The following is a 19,168-nucleotide window of genomic DNA, read 5'->3' as shown; positions in this document are numbered from 1 at the left end:
TTAAATGAATTTTTTTAAAAAAATATTTAATAAATCAACTGAGGACAAAGAAATTCAGAAACAAGAAGTTTCTTTGCCCTTAGATGATTTGTTTGTACATAACTTTCTTGAAAAAGGAGGGAAATTTTTATATTGCTTAAAGGAGGATGAAGTATACAACAACTTAATGAAAATACTTTCTGAAAATAATTGGAAAGAAGTTTTTTTATTAGATATAAATCTACAAGCTTTAATTAATAGGAACAATGTAAAAATTACCCAAAACTTTCAATCTAAAGCACCTTTTTTTACAACTTGCGAACATCTTATTGCAGGAGATGGCAGCATTATGTTTTCATCAAATCAATTAAAAAGTATAAAATTGGCGGAGTTTTCAGAAAATTTTATTGTTTTTGCAAAGACTAGTCAATTGGTAAAAGACACTAGCGAAGGCTTAACAGGAATTAAAATTCACAATAAAAAAGATATTCCTACAAATATTACCTCTGTAAAAAATTATACTACACTTAAAAATGATGATATTTTTTCAAATTATGGCTACAGTAATTCAAAAAACTTATATTTGCTTTTGTTAGAAGATTTATAATATGAGCAACCTTTTTAAAAGGATTTTTTCTGGAGTCATTTATATTACCCTATTTTTATCAGCTATTCTTTTTTCTGAAGAATCTTATGTGATTCTTATAGGTCTTTTTGGCTTTATCTGTATTTGGGAATTCTCAAAAATGATACAATTAAAAAGCCCTGCATCCTACATTTTTTTTGGTTTAGCATTGTTTTTAATGCTTAAAAGACCAGAAAGTTACGCTATAACGGGTATATTAATTATCACAATTTTATCTTCTTGTTATTTAATTTTTCAGCTTTTAAGAAAAAAAGAAATAACCTATGCTAATGAGCGGTTTAAATTGGGTTTAATGATTAGATACCTTATTTTTTCGATGTGCTTTTTAGTTTTGTTGCCTTTTTACAAGTCAGAATACAACCCGTTTATTATGATTTGTATTTTATTGCTTATCTGGGTAAATGATAGTTTTGCCTTTTTAGTGGGTAAAAACTTTGGAAAAAGAAAATTATTTGTTTCCGTATCACCAAAAAAAACTGTGGAAGGTTTTGTTGGAGGTTTGGGTTTTGCATTATTAGCGGCTTATATTATTAGTCTATACAATACTGATTTTACGCTTATAAACTGGCTAATTATAGCGGTTATTATTTCAGTTATTGGCACTCTTGGAGATTTGGTAGAATCTAAATTTAAAAGAAAAGCCAATATAAAAGATAGTGGAAACATAATGCCCGGACACGGTGGAATTTTAGATAGACTAGATAGTTTGCTATTTGCTGCACCATTTGTATATTTGTACATTAACTTTATTATATAAAAATGATTCGTTTTCATAAAGAAGGATATAAAATTATTACTATTGCTTTCATTATTTCTATTGTAGGAATTTTAGCCGCAGAAAAATTTTTAGAAATAGGTTGGTTGGTAAAATCAATTCAAATAATAATTTTATTCTTTTTAGTTATTGTATTACAGTTTTTTAGGAATCCTAAAAGAGTTACATCCATAAGTGACGCTACAATTATTGCTCCTGTAGATGGTAAAGTTGTAGTTATTGAAGAAGTAGAAGAGCCAGAATATTTTAAAGATAAAAGGTTACAAGTTTCTATATTTATGTCGCCTTTAAACGTACATGTTACAAGGTATGCTTTAAGTGGTCTTGTAAAATATAGTAAATATCATCCTGGTAAATATTTGGTTGCTTGGCATCCAAAAGCTTCTACAGAAAATGAAAGAACTACAATTGTGGTTGAAAATAAAATTTTTGGTGAAGTTTTATACAGACAAATTGCAGGCGCTTTAGCCAAAAGAATTGTGAATTATGCAACAGAAAAAGAAACCGTTGTACAAGGTACAGATGCAGGGTTTATAAAATTTGGTTCTAGAGTAGATTTATTTTTACCAATTGGCACAAAGTTAACTGTAAGTTTAGGTGATAAAGTAAAAGGAGGAACTCAAATTATAGCACAGAAATAATATGGAAAATGATTTAGACATAGCGTTTAATGAAGCCTTTAATAAAATTTCAGCTCTTAAAAAAGGTGTAGTAGCTCCAGACACTATGTTACTTTTTTATGCTTTTTATAAACAAGCAAATTTTGGCAATAAATTGGCCTTAAATAGTGGTTCAAATGTAAGAAATGCTTTTAAGTTTAACGCTTGGATTCAATTAAACGGAATGTCTTCAGAAGAGGCAAAACAAGAATATATTAAATTAGCAAAAACAATATTAGAAACTAAAAAATAGTATTATGAAAAAAGTATTTTTATTAGCATTTGTGGTAGCTGTAAGTATAAGTTTTACCAGTTGTAAATCAGATGCTAAAAAGGAAGAAACTAAAGAAGTTGTAGAGAAATCTGAAAAAAGCACAGCTCCCTTTTCTTTAAAAACAGCAAAAAACGAGATTAATTTTACAGCCTATAAAACTACAGACAAAGTTGCTGTTGGTGGTCAATTTAAAAAAGTTGATATTATTGCCGGTGGCGAAGGGAATTCTATTAAAGAAGCAATTAATAATACAGATTTTTCTATTCCGGTAAGTAGTATTTTTACAAAAGATACCAGTAGAGATTTTAAAATTAAAAAATTCTTTTTTGGTATTATGGAGAATACTAAATTACTTTCTGGAAAATTGGTAGTAACGGATGATACCAATGGAGTTGCAGAAATAATAATGAATGGAATTTCAGAAAAAGTACCTTTTACCTATACAATAGTTGATAATGTTTTTAACATGACAGCTACCATGGATATTACAAAATGGAATGCAGGAGCGGCTTTAACTTCTTTAAATACTCAGTGTTTAGATTTACATAAAGGTGCAGATGGCGTTTCTAAAACTTGGAGTGATGTAGCTTTAAATATTACTTCTACTTTTTAAGAAAAATTATAAATTATTCAACGCTTTTTTAAGTGTTTTAAATCGAAAAGAATAGCCATTCTTTTCGATTTTTTTTGCAGAAATTCTACTTCCAGTTAGTAATATAATGGCCATTTCTCCAAACATCAATTTTAATAGAAAGCCAGGAACTCCAATAGCTAAAAAAGGTCTTTTTAAACTTTTGGCAAAGGCTTTAGAAAAGGTTTTACTTGTATGATGTTCTGGTGCAACTGCGTTAAAAATTCCTTCTAGGTTGTCTTCAATTGTTTTTAAGAATATGTTGCAAAGATCATCAATATGAATCCAAGGTAAAAACTGTTTGCCAGAACCTAAGGGAGCTATTATTGGGGTTTTCATTTTTTCTAAAGCCCCACCTTTATCAGACAAAACAATGCCCGTTCTTAAAATAGTTACAGGAATGTTTTCTGTTGAAAATTGATGCGCAGCATGTTCCCATTTTTGGCAAACTTCACCCAGAAAATCAGCACCTACATTATCTGTTTCTTCAAACACAAGATCAGAAGTAATGGCGCCGTAATAACCAATTCCGGATGCAGAAATAAAACCTTTTAAATCAATTTTTAATTCTTTTATTTTATCAAAAAGTAAATTTGCAGATTTTACTCTACTATCTATAATGATTTGTTTTCGCTCTTTTGTCCAACGTTTGTCTGCTATTCCAGCGCCCGCTAAATGAATAATATAATCGGCGTTTACCAATGCTTTTTCATCTACATATTGGGCAGAAATATCCCATTTAAACTCGTTGGTATTTTTAGGATTTCTACTTAAAATTACAACATCATTATTTTTATCAATCAGTAATTTTGATAATCTTTTACCGACCAATCCTGTACCACCTGTTATAATTATTTTTGCCATATTGTAAAGATAATTATTTTTGTTTAATGTTTTTTAATTATAATAAAACAAATTTATGCGCCCATATATTAAAGCAATGTTAATCTTTTATTTTCATCCATATAAAACTGTACTTTTATAGAGATGAAAAAAAACAATAGAAGAAAAGGATTTGTATTTACATCGTATGAAGCAGAAAATATCTCTCCTTTCGATAAATTATTCGAAATTTTTAAGGAATTAATTACGCATACTTCTGGCGATTTTGATGAAGCCATTGATTGGTTGCGTTCTTTAGATAAGGAGTATAAATTAACGGATGAAAATTACACCATTGATGATTTTATAGAAGACCTTAAAAAGAAAGGTTATATAAAAGAAGAAATAAAAGGTGATGGAACTGGCGGAACTAAGATTACGCCAAAAACAGAACGTGCTATTCGTCAGCAAGCGTTGAACCATATTTTTGGTAAAATAAAAAGAAGTGGCGCAGGAAATCATAAAAGTAAATCTCCAGGAATAGGAGATGAGCATACAGGTGATTTTAGAAATTATCAATTTGGAGATGCTTTAGACAAAATTTCTATGACAGAAAGCATTAGAAATGCTCAGATTAACAACGGAATTGATAATTTTAGTTTAACGGAAAGTGATTTGGTGGTAGAAGAAACACTTCATAAAAGTCAAATGAGTACGGTTTTAATGATTGATATTAGTCATTCTATGATTTTATATGGCGAAGATAGAATTACACCTGCCAAAAAAGTTGCGATGGCTTTGGCAGAATTAATTACTACGCGTTATCCAAAAGACACCTTAGATATTATTGTTTTTGGTAACGATGCTTGGTCTATTAAAATTAAAGATTTGCCTTATTTACAAGTTGGCCCTTATCATACAAATACGGTTGCCGGTTTGCAGTTGGCAATGGATTTACTTCGAAGAAAAAGAAATACCAACAAACAAATTTTTATGATTACCGACGGAAAACCAAGTTGCTTGCGCTTACCAGACGGACAGTATTATAAAAATAGTAATGGTTTAGACAAATACATTGTAAATAAATGTTATGCAATGGCACAACAAGCCAGAAAACTACACATTCCAATCACTACTTTTATGATTGCACAAGATTCGTATTTAATGCAATTTGTAAGAGCATTTACACAAGCAAACCAAGGAAAAGCATTTTATACAGGTTTAAAGGGTTTAGGAGAAATGATTTTTGAAGATTACGAAACCAATAGAAAAAAAAGAATTAGATAAAGCCCATCTAAATCTTCCCAAAGGGAAGATTTTTAGCAAGTTTGAGGGAAATAAAAAAAGAAAATAGTAATAACACACAGTTGGCAGTAATTAGAAAAAAATGACGAACAAAATAGATAAAATAAAAAAAGGGGAATATGAAAATGTAGTTGAACTTTGGGAATCTTCAGTTCGGGCAACTCATCACTTCTTAAAAGAGGAAGATATTGAATATTTTAAACCATTGATTTTAAATACTTATTTAGATGCAGTTGAATTGAGATGTATAAGGAATAATGATGAAAAAATAGTTGGCTTTCTTGGAGTTGCTGACCAAAATTTGGAAATGTTATTTATTCACCCTGAATATAGAGGAAAAAAGATAGGAAAAACTCTATTGAATTATTCAATTAAGCAATTGGAAGTAACAAAAGTTGATGTAAACGAACAGAATGAACAAGCAGTAGGATTTTACAAACATTGCGGATTTGAAACTATAAAACGATCTGAATTGGATTCTTCTGGTAAACCTTATCCAACTTTACATATGGAATTGAAAAAATAACTACAGCCAAGACCATATATAATTTATTAAATTAGTTGTTTAAACCACGCAACAAACCATATATAAACACAACAGTGATTCCTTTCCTTTGGAAAGGATTAAGGATAGACTTATGAATATAAAAACATTAGGAGAATTAAAAAAAGCAGGATATCAATCAAAATCTATTAAAGATGAGTTAAGAGAAAACCTGATTGCTAAAATAAAGAATAAAGAAGCTACTTTTAAAGGCATTTATGGCTATGAAAATACCGTAATTCCAGAATTAGAAAGAGCTATTTTAAGCAAACACAATATCAATTTATTAGGATTAAGAGGACAAGCAAAAACACGTTTGGCAAGATTGATGGTCAATTTATTGGATGAATATATTCCGGTTGTAGCGGGTTCAGAAATTAATGATGATCCTTTACATCCTATTTCTAGGTTTGCTGTAGAGTTGATGAAAGAAAAAGGAGATGAAACTCCTATTTATTGGTTGCATAGAAACGAACGTTTTGCAGAAAAATTAGCGACACCAGATGTTACGGTAGCAGATATTATAGGAGATGTAGATCCTATAAAAGCGGCCAATTTAAAGTTGTCTTATGCAGATGATAGAGTAATTCATTACGGAATGATTCCGCGCGCTAACAGATGTATTTTTGTGATTAATGAATTACCAGATTTACAGGCTAGAATTCAGGTTGCTTTGTTTAATATTTTGCAAGAAGGCGATATTCAAATTAGAGGTTTTAAATTACGTTTACCTTTAGATATGCAATTTGTGTTTACTGCAAATCCGGAAGATTATACCAATAGAGGAAGTATTGTTACACCTTTAAAAGATAGAATTGGATCTCAAATTCTTACACATTATCCAGAAGATATAGCAACTGCAAAGCAAATTACAGCACAAGAAACAAATAAATCTAATGCGCAAAAAGAATGTATTCAAGTACCAGAATTAGCCAAAGACTTGTTAGAGCAAATTGTTTTTGAAGCTAGAGATAGTGAATATATAGATGCAAAAAGTGGTGTTAGTGCACGTTTAAGTATTTCTGCTTTTGAGAATTTGCTAAGTACTGCAGAAAGAAGAGCATTGTTTTCTGGAGATGACAAAACCATAATCCGTTTAAATGATTTTGACGGAATTATTCCTGCAATAACTGGTAAAGTAGAATTGGTTTATGAAGGAGAACAGGAAGGAGCACAAATGGTTGCTGAAGCACTAATTAAAAATGCTATAAAAACATTGTTTCCAACCTATTTTCCTGAAATAAAAAAGTTGGAGAAACAAGATGCAGAAACACCTTATGATGATATTATTTCTTGGTTTTTTAATGCAAATGAAGATTTTGAGTTGTTAGATGAGTATTCTGAGGAGCAATACAAAAATGAATTGGATAAGGTAAAACCTTTAGATGATTTTGTGAAAAAATATCAACCAAATTGTACAAAAGAAGAAAGTTATTTTATCAAAGAGTTTATTCTTTGGGCGTTGGTAGAATTTAAAAAACTAAGTAAATATCGTTTTGCAGAAGGCACTCAATTTAAAGATCCTTATGGGAGTTTTATAAGTGGATTGTAATTTTCAACTATATTTTTACATAGGAATGTTAATTTGAGCCTGTCAAAGAATCATAAACAAAACTTAGGCAAGCTCAGTTTAACACCCTTAATTTTAGTTTATTTTTTAGATGCAGAAATTAAGGTATTCGTAAAAAACAATTTAATATATAAAGGTCGGTCTGAGCTTGTCGAAGACTAAAACTACCAATTTCCTCTAGCTTTTTTATTTGCTTCACATAACTGAATAATTTCAGTAATCCTTTTTTCTCTTGTGGTTTCCCTTTTTGCTTGGTTTATCCAATACAAATAACTTTTTCTATAACTAGGTGCAAAATTGGAATAATTGGTAAAAGCTGTTTTATTTTTATCAAAAGCACGTTGTAAATCATCAGGAATAATTCCTTTTTCCACATCATCTAAAGCATGCCAAGAACCGTTTTGTTTTGCTATTTCAATAATTTCTAATCCTTTTTGATGCATTAAATTATCAGCAATTAAGTTTTTAATATGTTTTTTATTTACGGCGCTCCAGACACTTTTTTGGTTTCTTGGGCAAAAATATTGCCGGCGTTTTCCATTGCCTAAACTCTTAACAGTTGCATCTATCCAACCAAAACACAAAGCAACTTTTACAGCTTCTTCCCAACGCATAGATTCTTCTTTATTTTCTACTTTATAAAATATGAGATAAACACCTTTTGAAAGTAGATGATTTTTTGACAACCAATTGCGCCATTCTATATCATTTTTAAAGTAAAATAGTTCTATTTCTTTCATGATTTATATTGTTAAGAGCAACTTATGTTGTTTTTTTAGTCAATTATGGGTGCTTGAAATTGATAATTATTGAGCATTGTTTAAATACGAAGGTAAAATAAGAAAATAACTTTTATCATTCTCTATTTACTATTTTTTGATACCCATAATTATCACAATCATAAAAATTAAAGCTAGATGTATGATAGATTAATCTGAAATAGGTTACAAAATTAATTTTAACTATTTTCAACGATAATAGACAAATTAATATTAAAAAACCACTTTAAATGGACGAAAAAGGCTCAAAAAAAGAAAATAACATCAAATTATTATCTTTTGATATTGACAATACATTAATAGACTTTCACACCTATAAAAGTAACTTTAAAACAACATGGGAAAAATATCAAGATCAACACAATACAATCTTAACTTATAATACGGGGCGTTTAATAGGTGATGTTTTAGATTTAATAGAAAAAAAGGTGCTGCCAGAACCAGACTATATTATTTCGGGTGTTGGTACACATATCTATAACTATAAAAAAGGAGCTATAGAAAAAGAATTTAATGACGTTTTAGATGATGGTTGGAATCTGGAATCTGTAGAAAATATCATTCAAAATATAGAACACCCTATAAGTGATCAACCAAGTAAATTTCAACATTCTTATAAAAGAAGTTATTTTTTTCATGATGCAAGTAACGAGTTAATAGAAGAAATAGAAAAGGACTTTGCGAATGCAGACATGGATGTGAATGTGGTCTATTCTGGTAATAAATTTTTAGACGTTTTACCAAAATGGGCAAATAAGGGAAATGCATTGCGGTGGTTACTCAGAAGGTTAAAGTTAAAATCTAATCAGGTTTTAGTTGCCGGAGATAGTGGTAATGACTCTGCCATGTTCGATTTAAAAGATGTTTCAGGAATTGTAGTTGCCAATGCACATGACGAATTATATCTGTATACAAAACATAAAAAAGTCTACCATACAGAAAAAGAAAAAGGAGATGGAATTATAGAAGGCTTAATTTTCTATGAAATTTTGCCAAAAGAAGCACTAGAAAACACGAGTATTGACCATTCTGAAGATTTTTTTATCAAAAAAGAATTAGACAATATTGCATTAGAAGATGATAATGAAAAAATTGCGCTTATTCAAGAAGGATATGTAAAAGCTATTGAAGCGTTAAGAAAAAATATTACACCACTTGGTTTTTCTGCTTGTTCTATAAAAGATAATATACCCAATGGAACAGATGAAAATTACCATAGTGTTTGGGCAAGAGATGGTGCAATAACAGTAATAGGTTCGTTGTCTTTAATAGATGATGAAGAAATACATCAATGTCAAAGACAAACCTTAGAAACCTTGCTAGAAAACATTTCTAGAAATGGGCAAATTCCAGCAAATGTAAGATTAAAAGATGGTGAACCAGATTATTCTGGGGTAGGTGGTATTTGTTCTATAGATAGTGGTATTTGGGTGATAATTGCATTTTATGAATATGTAAATGTTACCAAAGATATACCGTTTTTAAGAAAATACATTGGAGATATAAAAGAAACCATGAGATGGTTAGGTGCTCATGATAGTAATAATGATGCACTTTTAGAAATTCCGGAAGCAGGAGATTGGACAGATTTATTTGGTAGAAGTTATAATATTTTATACGATGAAATTCTGTGGTACCGATCTAATGTTTGTTTCGGACGAATGCTAGAGATGTTAGGAAGCCATGAAGAAGCAGGAGAGTATATTAGATGGTCTCAAGTGATAAAAAAAGAGATTGTTCAAAATTTCTGGCCTTCAACTCAACAAAAATTATTTCAATCAGTTTCTTTTGCTGAAAAACAATTTACCTTAGGAGATACTTCTTATTTAATTGCACAAACTACACCTTTTGATTTTAGTTGGCGTTGTGATGTTTTAGGGAATGTTTTAGCCTTTTTACACGGAACCATAGATGCAGAAAAAGCGCATCAAACTTTTAAATTTATGTTGGGTGTTGGTGTAAATGATCCTTTTCCTGTTGCAAACGTATATCCGGTTGTAAGCCCTGGAGATCCAGATTGGAAACCTTATTATACCGTAAATCTTTTAAACTTGCCAAACCATTATCACAACGGAGGTATTTGGCCTTTTGTGGGTGGTTTTTGGGTGAAATTTGTTAATAAATTAGGACTTAAAGATATCGCAATTGAAGAGTTGCACAAATTAGCACTTATCAATAAGGAAGGAATTACAGAAGAATGGGAGTTTACAGAATGGGCACATGGAACTACCGGAAAACCAATGGGGAAGGCATATCAAGCTTGGTCTGCTGCCCAATATATAGCCGCTTGTCACGATTTAAAAATTAATAAAACTAAAAAATAGAATTATGAAATCAATATTAATGATCTCTTTACATGGATATGTTGGAGCAAATGCTGAATTAGGAAAACCAGATACAGGAGGTCAAGTAGTATATGTATTAGAATTAGCAGATAGATTTAGTAGATTAGGAAAACGTGTAGATCTGGTAACACGGCAGTTTGAAGAGCAACCAGAGTATGACGTAGTTGATGATAATTTTAGTGTATGGAGAATTCCTTTCGGAGGAAAAAAATTCATTAGAAAAGAAGACATGCATGATCATCTTAAAAAATTTGTAACCAATACGTTGGCGGCCATCAAAAAAGCAAATAAAAAATACGATGTTGTGTATTCTCATTATTGGGATGCAGGTTGGGCAGGTCAAAAAATAGCAGAAGAGTTAGGTGTTTGTCATGTGCATACGCCGCATTCTTTAGGATATTGGAAACAGCATACTATGGGAAGTGATATGGACGAGAAAGAAATGGAAAAAACATATCGATTTAAAGAAAGAATTAGAAAAGAATATTTTGTGTACCAGATGTGTAATTACGTCATTGCAACTACACTTCCACAAGTAGATTTATTAGTACAACAGTATGATGTATTGGCAAGAAACTGTAGTATGATTCCTCCAGGAATTGATGAAAATAGATTTTATCCTGTTCCTTCAAAAGAAAATGATAAAATTAGATTAAAATACGATATCAAGCCAACGGATATTTTGGCATTGGGAAGAATGGCGCATAATAAAGGCTATGATTTATTATTACATGCATTACCTACCGTTTTTGAACTGTGTCCTGAAGCAAGATTAATAGCTGCCATTGGTGGAGATTCTCAACAAGATAGAGATGGCATTGAAAAATTAAAAGAACTAGCTACAGAACTAGGTGTTATAGATAAAATAATGTGGAAAAATTATATTGCTGACGAAGATTTGGCAAATGTGTATAGATCTGCAAGTATTTTTGTAATGCCTTCTAGGTATGAACCTTTTGGCATGGTGGCAATTGAAGCAATGGCTTGCGGAACGCCAAGTGTAATAACGGTTCATGGTGGTTTATGTGATTTAATAGATTTTGGTAATCAAGCGCTATTTGCAGACCCACACAGACCTAAAGAATTTGGTGCAATGATGGCAATGCCATTGTTATATCCTAATTTAAGAAACGAAATGTCTGTAGAAGGTGCACGTTTTGCACGCCGTAATTTTGGTTGGACAGGGATTGCAAAAAGAATGTTAACTGTTTTCAATAGTTCTATTAATCAGCAAACAATGGAATCTAATATCTTTTAAAATATGTCTAAAATTGTATGTTTTGGTGAAGTCTTGTGGGATGTTTTTCCTACGCATAAAAAAATAGGAGGAGCTCCTTTAAATGTTGCTATTCGTTTAAAATCTTTGGGCAATGAAGTGTCCATGATTAGTGCTGTTGGTAATGATGATTTAGCAAAACCTATTCTAGAAAATATAAATGGTTTAAATATAAATGCGAAAGCTGTAGCTATTTTAGAGGATTATAATACAGGAGAAGTTACTGTAACCTTAAATGAAAAAGGAGCCGCAACCTATGAAATTGTACACCCAAAGGCTTGGGATAAAATTCCATTTACGGAAGCGTCATCTGCATTGGTAAAACAAGCTGATGCTTTTGTTTTTGGTAGTTTAATAACAAGAGATGAAGTTTCTAAAGAAACGTTATTTCAACTTTTAGACGTTGCCAAATATGCTATTTTTGATGTAAATTTAAGAGCTCCTTTTTATACAAAAGAGGTTTTAATTGCCTTGATGCAGAAAGCAAATTTTATTAAATTTAATGATGATGAATTGTATGAGATTAGTGCTTTTTTAGGTTCTCCCTTTCATAACTTAGAGCAAAACATACATTTTATAGCTCAAAAAACAAAAACAGCACATATTTGTGTTACCAAAGGCGAACATGGTGCTGTTTTGTTTTATAATAATGCGTTGTTTTACAATAGTGGTTATAAAATTAAAGTTGCCGATACTGTTGGTTCTGGAGATTCTTTTTTAGCCTCTTTAATTAGTAAACTAATTAACGGAGAAAAACCGCAAAAAGCTATTGATTTTGCGTGTGCTGTTGGTGCGTTAGTCGCTAAAAATGAAGGAGCGAATCCAGAAATTACAGAAAATGAAATTGTAGAGTTTAGTTGTTTGTAAACATTATCTCCTAATTTTATTAGGAAAAACAACCACGCTTTCATGACCGTTTTTTCCAACAGAAGCAACTCCAAAAAAGAAGTTATCAATGACAATTCCGTCTAATGTAAATTCGGTGTTTTCTGTATATCTAGCGTAATCCCAAGTAGGTGAAGTGGTATCTCTCCAATAAATTTTATACCCTTTTGCACCCTCTACTTTGTTCCATTTTAATTTAGCAGATGCTTCAACAATGCCTCCAATAGCAACCTCTTTTGGGCTTGGTGGCGCAGAAGCTAAACCTGCCATTGTAATTGCGTTTACTGCTGTTAGTTTTTTTGCATATTCAAAATTTACATGCTCAAAAGTATCACCGTATTTTATTCCGTTTTCGAATCTAATATCTTGATGTTGTTGTGTGTAATTTTCATGAGCTTCCATAATTCTTATTCCGGCAAATCCTAAATCGTTAAAAGGTCTGTGATGGCCTCCTCGTCCAAATCTATCCAGTCTATAAATCATCATCGGATTCATTTCTGGCATATATGTTTTTGTGATTTTATGAATGTATCTTGCCAATTGCCTAGAAATACCATCAACTTCTCCGCCATAAAATCTACGTAGTTTACGTTGATTTTCTGTTTCATTTGCTGGTACAGGTTCAGAGAAAATTCTAAAACTTCTATTGTCAATGACACCATCTACACCTTGTATATTGCCAATCATATCGTTGTTTAAAACCCCAATAATATCCCAGTTATTCTCTTTTGCATATTTGGCTAAGCCTGCGCCCCCAAATAACCCTTGTTCTTCACCAGAAAGACCCACATAAATTATACTACTTTCAAATTTATAGTTGCTTAATACTCTTGCAGCTTCTATGGTGCCAGCCATTCCAGAAGCGTTGTCATTAGCACCCGGAGCATCTGTGGTAAAATCCATCGTATCACTTGCACGAGAATCAATATCTCCACTCATAATAATATACTTATTAGGGTATTTTGTGCCTTTCTGAATTGCAATAACATTCACTACCCAAGCATCATGAGGTACTCTTTTGTTGCCTTTTTTTGTTACAAAATCCTTTTGATAAAAGGTGCTTATGCAGTTGTTACAATGGTTAGAAATTTCATCAAATTTAGATTTTATCCAACGCCTAGCAGCACCAATTCCTCGTGTAGTAGATATGGTATCTGAAAATGTATTTCTTGTGCCAAACTCGGTCAATGTTTTTACATTTTTTTGAATGCTGTCTGAAGAAATTGCATTTATAATGGTATAAATTTTAGCATCTGTTTGTGCTGAAAATGAGAAGTTTATTAACAAAAGTAAAAGTGTGATTTTTTTCATTATACATGTTTTTTTAAAGATACTGTCTTTTTAAAAAGAACAGAAATTCTTTGTTACATTGTTTTTAGTTTTTTGGTTTCAAAATCAAAACATTTTTACTCAATGATATTTCTGCCGAATCTATTTTCATTTTTACAAATTCGCCATGCAAGTATTTTTGAGCTTGGTCTTTATAATGCTTGCTTAATACGCGTCCGGATTGACCCGTTGGTAAAATTGCCAAGCTATTTTCTACATCAGAAAAATCTACAATTCTTCGGGTTGATGGCCCGGCTTTTACTTTGTAAACTCCGGTTGAATCTATATTATAAATTTGATTATTAATTACTTGGTCACCACCATTTGTAATAAAAGGACCAACATTAAAGAATTTTCTGAGTAAGGCTACTTCTCCTATGGCATGATTGTATTCCACAGAAATAACCCTATTCCAAGTCCAATTGTCTACATTTTCTCCCAATTGATATTCTAAAAAAGAAAACGCCTTTTTAAATGAAATGGTAACAATATCTTCTTTGGTTTCAATTTTATTTTTTGTTGAAATATTATCCCACCAAATAGAGCTTTTCCTAGCTGCTTGTACTGGTAAAACTTTTTCTATTAAAGGAGTATTTGCAAATTTATCAAAGCCTTTTCCCAATTCATCTTTAAATGTGTTTTACTGAAATTCATACACAAAACGATTATAAATAACAGTTCCAACTTCCTTTTTTTCAAAATTACCTTTCCAATTTTTTAACTGATAAATTGCTTTTTTCTCACTTGCTGTATAACCTGTAGTATTGATGGAGTGAATCAAGTTTGCGGCAATTTTAGGAGCAGAAGGAGAGGTAACATCTAAAATCATTTTTGCGACATCTTCTTTTGTCCAATCATTTTTTGGGGCATTTAAATTTACAATTCTTTTTGCTCTATCTTCATTTAAATAATAACCAGGATATAACTTTTCTGTATTAGAATCTGGCTGATTATTCGCAGAATATACATAATTACTCCTAGGATTAATGGCCTGAGGATTTTCTTCAAAGTCAATAAAATCTACTATTTCATCGTTGCCAGAACTACCATTTAAAAATGTTTTTGTATATAAAGAATCTCTGTATTTATATAATTTTCCAGAGGCAAACCACGCAATATTATTTTTTGCATCACCATACATCATATTTAAACCTGGTGCGTGCAACTTACTTGCTCCATTTTTAAATTCTGATAAGTTTGTTGCATGAGAAATTTCATAGGCTACATCAAGAATTTGATTGTTTAACTTTGTATAAATCCATTGCATTGCAATAGGTTTGTTGTGGTTTAAATTATTGATAATACCATTCATTAAAGGACCATGTCTACTTACTTTAATCGTGTAAATAGAGTCTTTTTCATCTTTAATTTTTAATTTTTTTTCAATCAAATTGTATGGTAAAAAACCATTTTCTGTTTTATATTCTAACGGATTTTCTGGGTTGTTTTCTTCCACATAAAAATCGACATCATCATTTTCGAACATGGTTAAACCATAAGCATAATGGCTATTATGACCAAGCAAAGGAAACGGAGTTAATGCCAAATGAAAGCCATACATTTCGTAATTTGGCGTTTTTATATGGGCTTGATACCATACAGAAGGTTGTGAAAAACCAATATGAGGATCATTAGAAAAAATTACTTTTCCATTTTTAGTTTTATCAGCGCCAAGCACCCAAGAATTACTACCTATAAAAGGCGAAATTGGTAAAACTTCATAAATTGTATGCATAGCTTCAGAGAAAACTGCTTTAATTTCGGCATTTTTTTCATTTTTAATCAATGTTAAATTTTTAGTTTCTGCACTTACCAATTCTTTAAAATAGGTTTCGCCTAATTTTTCTTTTATTTCATTTAATAAAGGATCTGTTTTATGAGCAATAGCAAAGCTAAAAGCCATATAACCAAAAACATTGTACATGTCTTTTAGTGTATATTTTTCTTTTTCTATCCCAATTAAAGAGAACTCAATTGGCGTTTTACCATTTTCTATATAGTCATTAATTCCCGCTAAATAGGCTATTGCTAATTGATACGGTTCGGAATTTGTATCTAGGTTTTTAATGGTTTGTTCAGAAGCTTCTTCAATGCCCAAACCAGAAAATAATTTATCTGTTGAGATCAATTTTTTACCAAAAATTTCAGACAATCTTCCTGCAGCAATTCTTCTAATCAGTTCCATTTGCCATAATCTATCTTGTGCATGTACGTAACCTAATGCGGTAAAAGCATCATTTTTGTTTTTAGCAGTAATATGAGGCACGCCAATTTCATCAAAATGTACGGTAACTTCTTCTGTAAGATTTTCAAGGGGTAAGTTTCCTGTATATTTCGGTTGATAAGATTTAGCAAAAAACCAAACAAATACTACAAATAATAATAGAATAACGGTAAAAACTTTAATGAATTTTTTTAGAATTTTCATAAAATAAGTGGTTGGTGAAGGCTAAAAGTATCTATAATTTTATACTTGTAAAAATACCATAATTTCTGTAAAATATACAGTTATAGTGGTTTCTGAAATAATATTTTAAGTTGAAGTTTTAAAACCCACCAACATTCATTTCTATTTGTTATATTGCTTGTATTTCTTTCAAATAAAAAGTATGAAGCACATTTTATTTCTTTTTTTTAGTAGTTTTTTTTTTATTGTAAACGCCCAAGAGGTGGCCATTTTAAAATATAGTGGAGGTGGAGATTGGTATGCAAACCCAACTGCAGTGCCTAACTTGATAGCATTTACGAATAAATATTGTAAAACTGCAATTAATGAAAATCCGCAGGCAGTAGCTGTAAATAGTGAAGATATTTTTAATTTTCCAATGTTATTTTTAACCGGTCATGGAAATATTTTATTTTCTGATGATGATGCTCAAAACTTAAAAAATTATTTAATTTCTGGTGGATTTTTACACATATCAGACAATTATGGTTTGGATAAATTTATAAGAAGAGAACTTAAAAAAGTGTTTCCTAATTTAGCGTTTCAAGAAATACCTTCTGAACACCCAATATATCATCAGAGTTTTAAGTTTTCTGAAGGAATGCCAAAAATTCATGAACATGATAATAAACCTGCACAAGGTTTTGGTGTTTTTTATGAAGGAAGATTGGTTGTTTTTTACGATTATGAAACCGATTTAAGTGATGGATGGGAAGATGAAATTATACACAATAACCCAAAAAATGTGCGGGAAAAGGCTTTACAAATGGGCGCAAATATAATAGAATATGCTTTTAAAAACTAATACAGAAATTAACATAGATGATATTAAAATTAACTTTGATGAAAGTGGCCTTTGGGTCTTAAATATTGCAATTGCTATCATTATGTTTGGGGTAGCTTTGGCTATTTCTGTAGATGATTTTAAACGATTATTTAAAAATCCTAAAATTGTTTTTGTGGGTGTTTTATCGCAATTTATTTTATTACCAGCCGCAACTTTTATAGCCATTTTAATTTTAAATCCACATCCTAGTTTTGCTTTAGGAATGATGATGATTGCTGCTTGTCCTGGTGGAAATGTTTCGAATTTTTTTAGTAAGATGGCAGGCGGTAATGCCGCTTTATCTGTAAGTTTAACCGCTTTTGCAACGTTAATTTGTATTGTAATGACGCCCTTTAATTTGCAATTTTGGGGAAGTTTATATGAACCCACAAATCAAATTTTAAAAACGGTTTCTTTAAATCCGTTTGATTTATTTAAATTGGTTTCTTTAATTTTAGGAATTCCGTTATTCTTTGGCATGTTGATTAATTATTACCATTCAGAAATGGCTCAAAAAATTGAAAAAGTTTTAAAACCGTTGTCTATGTTGGTTTTTATTGCACTCATATTTATTGCTTTTTCACAAAATTTAGATGTTTTTGTAAATCATATTCATCATGTGATTTTCTTGGTGATTTTTCATAATATTTTTGCCTATGTTCTTGGTTTTTATACGGCTAAAAGTTTTGGATTAAACAAGAGAGATACTACAACTATTTCTATGGAAACAGGAATTCAGAATGGTGGTTTAGGATTGTTATTAATTTTTGGCTTTTTTGAAGGTTTAGGAGGCATGGCTTTGTTGGCAGCTTTTTGGGGAATTTGGGACGTGTTTTCTGGCTTGCTATTGGCAACTTATTGGGGAAGAAAGCCAATACAAGATGAAACTCTTATGCAACAATTAAAAGAATAAAATTGTATGTTGAAAAAACTTTGGTATCATTTTTTTAAAATTATAGTTAAAACTGGTTTGTTTTTTTATTCGAAAAGAATAAAAGTTACGGGTAGAGAACATATACCAAAAAAAGGTGCAATTTTATTTGCTGCAAATCACCCAAATGGATTGATTGACCCTTTAATTGTAACTACAGTTTGTCCTAGAGAAAATCATTATTTAGTAAGAGCTGCCGTTTTTAAAAAACCAATCGTAAAAAAGTTTTTATCAACATTAAATTTAATGCCAATTTATAGAATTAGAGATGGTGTTAGAAAAATAGGAAAAAACCAACAGATTTTTGAAAAGTGTTTTCAAATTTTTAAAAATGGTAAAACCTTGCTTATTTTCCCAGAGGGAAGTCATCATGTAAATAGAACCATAAGACCAATTAGTAAAGGATTTACAAGAATTGTTTTTGGTGCTTTAGAGAAATATCCAGAATTAGAAATAAAAGTAATTCCTGTAGGTTTAACCTATCAGAATGCTTCTTTTTATCCTACAAAAGTGGCGGTAAATTTTGGGAAACCAATTTCCGTAAATGAGTTTTATAATACTAAACAACCAGTGATTTCTGTTGTTAAATTAAAGAATGAAGTAAGTTTTCAATTAAAAAAGCTAAGTGTTCATATTAAAGATAATGAGCAGTATGCAACTACTTTACTTAAATTAAATGAAGCACAAGTAGATTTTACAAATGTTGATTTCGTAAACAAAATGATTGCCTCTGAAAGTATACCAAAAAAGCAAACACCAAAAAAAAACTACTTAACGCCATTGTATAAAATGATTCTTTTAAATAGTATTTTTCCTTATTTAATTTGGAAAATTGCCTCTAAAAAAATTGATGAAATTGAATTTGTAGATACTTTTAGATTTGGAATTAGTACAGTAAGTTTCTGCGTCTTTTACATTTTTCAAGCGTGGGTTTTAAGTTGTTTTTGCGGATGGAGAGTAGGAAGTGTTTATCTAATTGTTTCTTTGTTTTTAATTGGTATGTATAGCAAATTTGCTGTAACAAATACAAGTGCAAGTTAAAGCATAGCAAAAGCCAAAAACAAAGTTGAGCAAAGATTGAAACGGCATCCTTTTTATGCCAAACTAATTTCAATAGTTATTAGAAATAATAAAATTCCTGTAAAA

General features: G+C 30.7%; 17 protein-coding genes and 1 pseudogene. 14 read left to right on the top strand and 4 right to left on the bottom strand.

Going from position 1 to position 19,168, the window contains the following annotated elements; all coding sequences use genetic code 11:
- The first annotated feature begins 4 nt into the window (after window positions 1-4).
- From ACSHW5_RS09645 to ACSHW5_RS09625, 5 genes are read left to right on the top strand one after another with little or no spacing between them, the layout of a single operon-like run.
- The gene (locus ACSHW5_RS09645) at window positions 5-586 is read left to right on the top strand and encodes a hypothetical protein (RefSeq protein WP_435675918.1); all 582 of its coding nucleotides are present in this window, start codon (window positions 5-7) and stop codon (window positions 584-586) included.
- 1 nt (window position 587) lies between these two features.
- A complete protein-coding gene (locus ACSHW5_RS09640) occupies window positions 588-1,382 on the top strand; it encodes a phosphatidate cytidylyltransferase (RefSeq protein WP_435675917.1) in 795 nt (264 codons plus the stop codon).
- 2 nt (window positions 1,383-1,384) lie between these two features.
- Entirely contained in the window at window positions 1,385-2,041 is a 657-nt protein-coding gene (locus ACSHW5_RS09635; RefSeq protein ID WP_435675916.1) for a phosphatidylserine decarboxylase family protein, read from the top strand.
- 1 nt (window position 2,042) lies between these two features.
- A complete protein-coding gene (locus ACSHW5_RS09630) occupies window positions 2,043-2,312 on the top strand; it encodes an acyl-CoA-binding protein (RefSeq protein WP_435675915.1) in 270 nt (89 codons plus the stop codon).
- 4 nt (window positions 2,313-2,316) lie between these two features.
- Window positions 2,317-2,946, top strand: coding sequence for a YceI family protein (locus ACSHW5_RS09625; protein ID WP_435675914.1), 630 nt, complete (start codon window positions 2,317-2,319; stop codon window positions 2,944-2,946).
- A 6-nt stretch (window positions 2,947-2,952) separates the two neighbouring features.
- On the opposite strand, the gene ACSHW5_RS09620 is transcribed toward ACSHW5_RS09625, so the two are convergent.
- Complete coding sequence (locus tag ACSHW5_RS09620; protein ID WP_435675913.1) at window positions 2,953-3,828, bottom strand: TIGR01777 family oxidoreductase; 876 nt, start codon at window positions 3,826-3,828, stop codon at window positions 2,953-2,955.
- Window positions 3,829-3,951: 123 nt separating this feature from the next.
- Between ACSHW5_RS09620 and ACSHW5_RS09615 the strand changes: the two genes are divergently transcribed.
- From ACSHW5_RS09615 to ACSHW5_RS09605, 3 genes are all read left to right on the top strand, one after another.
- Window positions 3,952-5,073 (top strand): vWA domain-containing protein, encoded by a 1,122-nt coding sequence (locus ACSHW5_RS09615; protein ID WP_435675912.1) that lies wholly within the window; start codon window positions 3,952-3,954, stop codon window positions 5,071-5,073.
- A 100-nt stretch (window positions 5,074-5,173) separates the two neighbouring features.
- Window positions 5,174-5,617 (top strand): GNAT family N-acetyltransferase, encoded by a 444-nt coding sequence (locus ACSHW5_RS09610; protein ID WP_435675911.1) that lies wholly within the window; start codon window positions 5,174-5,176, stop codon window positions 5,615-5,617.
- 112 nt (window positions 5,618-5,729) lie between these two features.
- A complete protein-coding gene (locus ACSHW5_RS09605) occupies window positions 5,730-7,187 on the top strand; it encodes a magnesium chelatase (protein ID WP_435675910.1) in 1,458 nt (485 codons plus the stop codon).
- Between the two features lie 182 nt (window positions 7,188-7,369).
- Here the strand turns inward: ACSHW5_RS09605 and ACSHW5_RS09600 are convergent, their stop codons facing one another.
- Window positions 7,370-7,945, bottom strand: coding sequence for a YdeI/OmpD-associated family protein (locus ACSHW5_RS09600; RefSeq protein WP_435675909.1), 576 nt, complete (start codon window positions 7,943-7,945; stop codon window positions 7,370-7,372).
- 269 nt (window positions 7,946-8,214) lie between these two features.
- Here ACSHW5_RS09600 and ACSHW5_RS09595 point away from each other — a divergent pair, with 269 nt between their 5' ends.
- From ACSHW5_RS09595 to ACSHW5_RS09585, 3 genes are read left to right on the top strand one after another with little or no spacing between them, the layout of a single operon-like run.
- Entirely contained in the window at window positions 8,215-10,308 is a 2,094-nt protein-coding gene (locus ACSHW5_RS09595; protein WP_435675908.1) for an HAD-IIB family hydrolase, read from the top strand.
- A 4-nt stretch (window positions 10,309-10,312) separates the two neighbouring features.
- Complete coding sequence (locus ACSHW5_RS09590) at window positions 10,313-11,587, top strand: glycosyltransferase (RefSeq protein WP_435675907.1); 1,275 nt, start codon at window positions 10,313-10,315, stop codon at window positions 11,585-11,587.
- A 3-nt stretch (window positions 11,588-11,590) separates the two neighbouring features.
- A complete protein-coding gene (locus ACSHW5_RS09585; RefSeq protein WP_435675906.1) occupies window positions 11,591-12,472 on the top strand; it encodes a carbohydrate kinase family protein in 882 nt (293 codons plus the stop codon).
- A gap of 3 nt (window positions 12,473-12,475) precedes the next feature.
- On the opposite strand, the gene ACSHW5_RS09580 is transcribed toward ACSHW5_RS09585, so the two are convergent.
- Window positions 12,476-13,801: a M28 family peptidase gene (locus ACSHW5_RS09580; protein WP_435675905.1), complete on the bottom strand. Its 1,326-nt coding sequence runs from the start codon at window positions 13,799-13,801 to the stop codon at window positions 12,476-12,478.
- Between the two features lie 64 nt (window positions 13,802-13,865).
- Window positions 13,866-16,247, bottom strand: a pseudogene (locus tag ACSHW5_RS09575) (penicillin acylase family protein).
- 181 nt (window positions 16,248-16,428) lie between these two features.
- On the opposite strand from ACSHW5_RS09575, the gene ACSHW5_RS09570 reads away from it, so the two are divergent.
- Genes ACSHW5_RS09570 through ACSHW5_RS09560 form a run of 3 tightly spaced genes read left to right on the top strand, consistent with a single transcriptional unit; the run spans window position 16,429 to window position 19,063 of the window.
- Window positions 16,429-17,070 (top strand): DUF4159 domain-containing protein, encoded by a 642-nt coding sequence (locus ACSHW5_RS09570; RefSeq protein WP_435675904.1) that lies wholly within the window; start codon window positions 16,429-16,431, stop codon window positions 17,068-17,070.
- Window positions 17,054-18,004 carry a bile acid:sodium symporter family protein gene (locus tag ACSHW5_RS09565; protein WP_435675903.1) on the top strand — a complete coding sequence of 317 codons (951 nt, stop codon included), beginning with the start codon at window positions 17,054-17,056 and terminating at the stop codon, window positions 18,002-18,004. The genes ACSHW5_RS09570 and ACSHW5_RS09565 overlap by 17 nt, the downstream gene beginning before the upstream one ends.
- A gap of 6 nt (window positions 18,005-18,010) precedes the next feature.
- Window positions 18,011-19,063, top strand: coding sequence for a lysophospholipid acyltransferase family protein (locus ACSHW5_RS09560; protein ID WP_435675902.1), 1,053 nt, complete (start codon window positions 18,011-18,013; stop codon window positions 19,061-19,063).
- Window positions 19,064-19,168 lie beyond the last annotated feature (105 nt).

This window comes from Polaribacter sp., assembly GCF_051251875.1.
In the GTDB taxonomy this organism is placed as follows: domain Bacteria; phylum Bacteroidota; class Bacteroidia; order Flavobacteriales; family Flavobacteriaceae; genus Polaribacter.
Note: the sequence above shows the minus strand (reverse complement) of the source record. Positions and strands in the feature narration are given on the sequence as shown.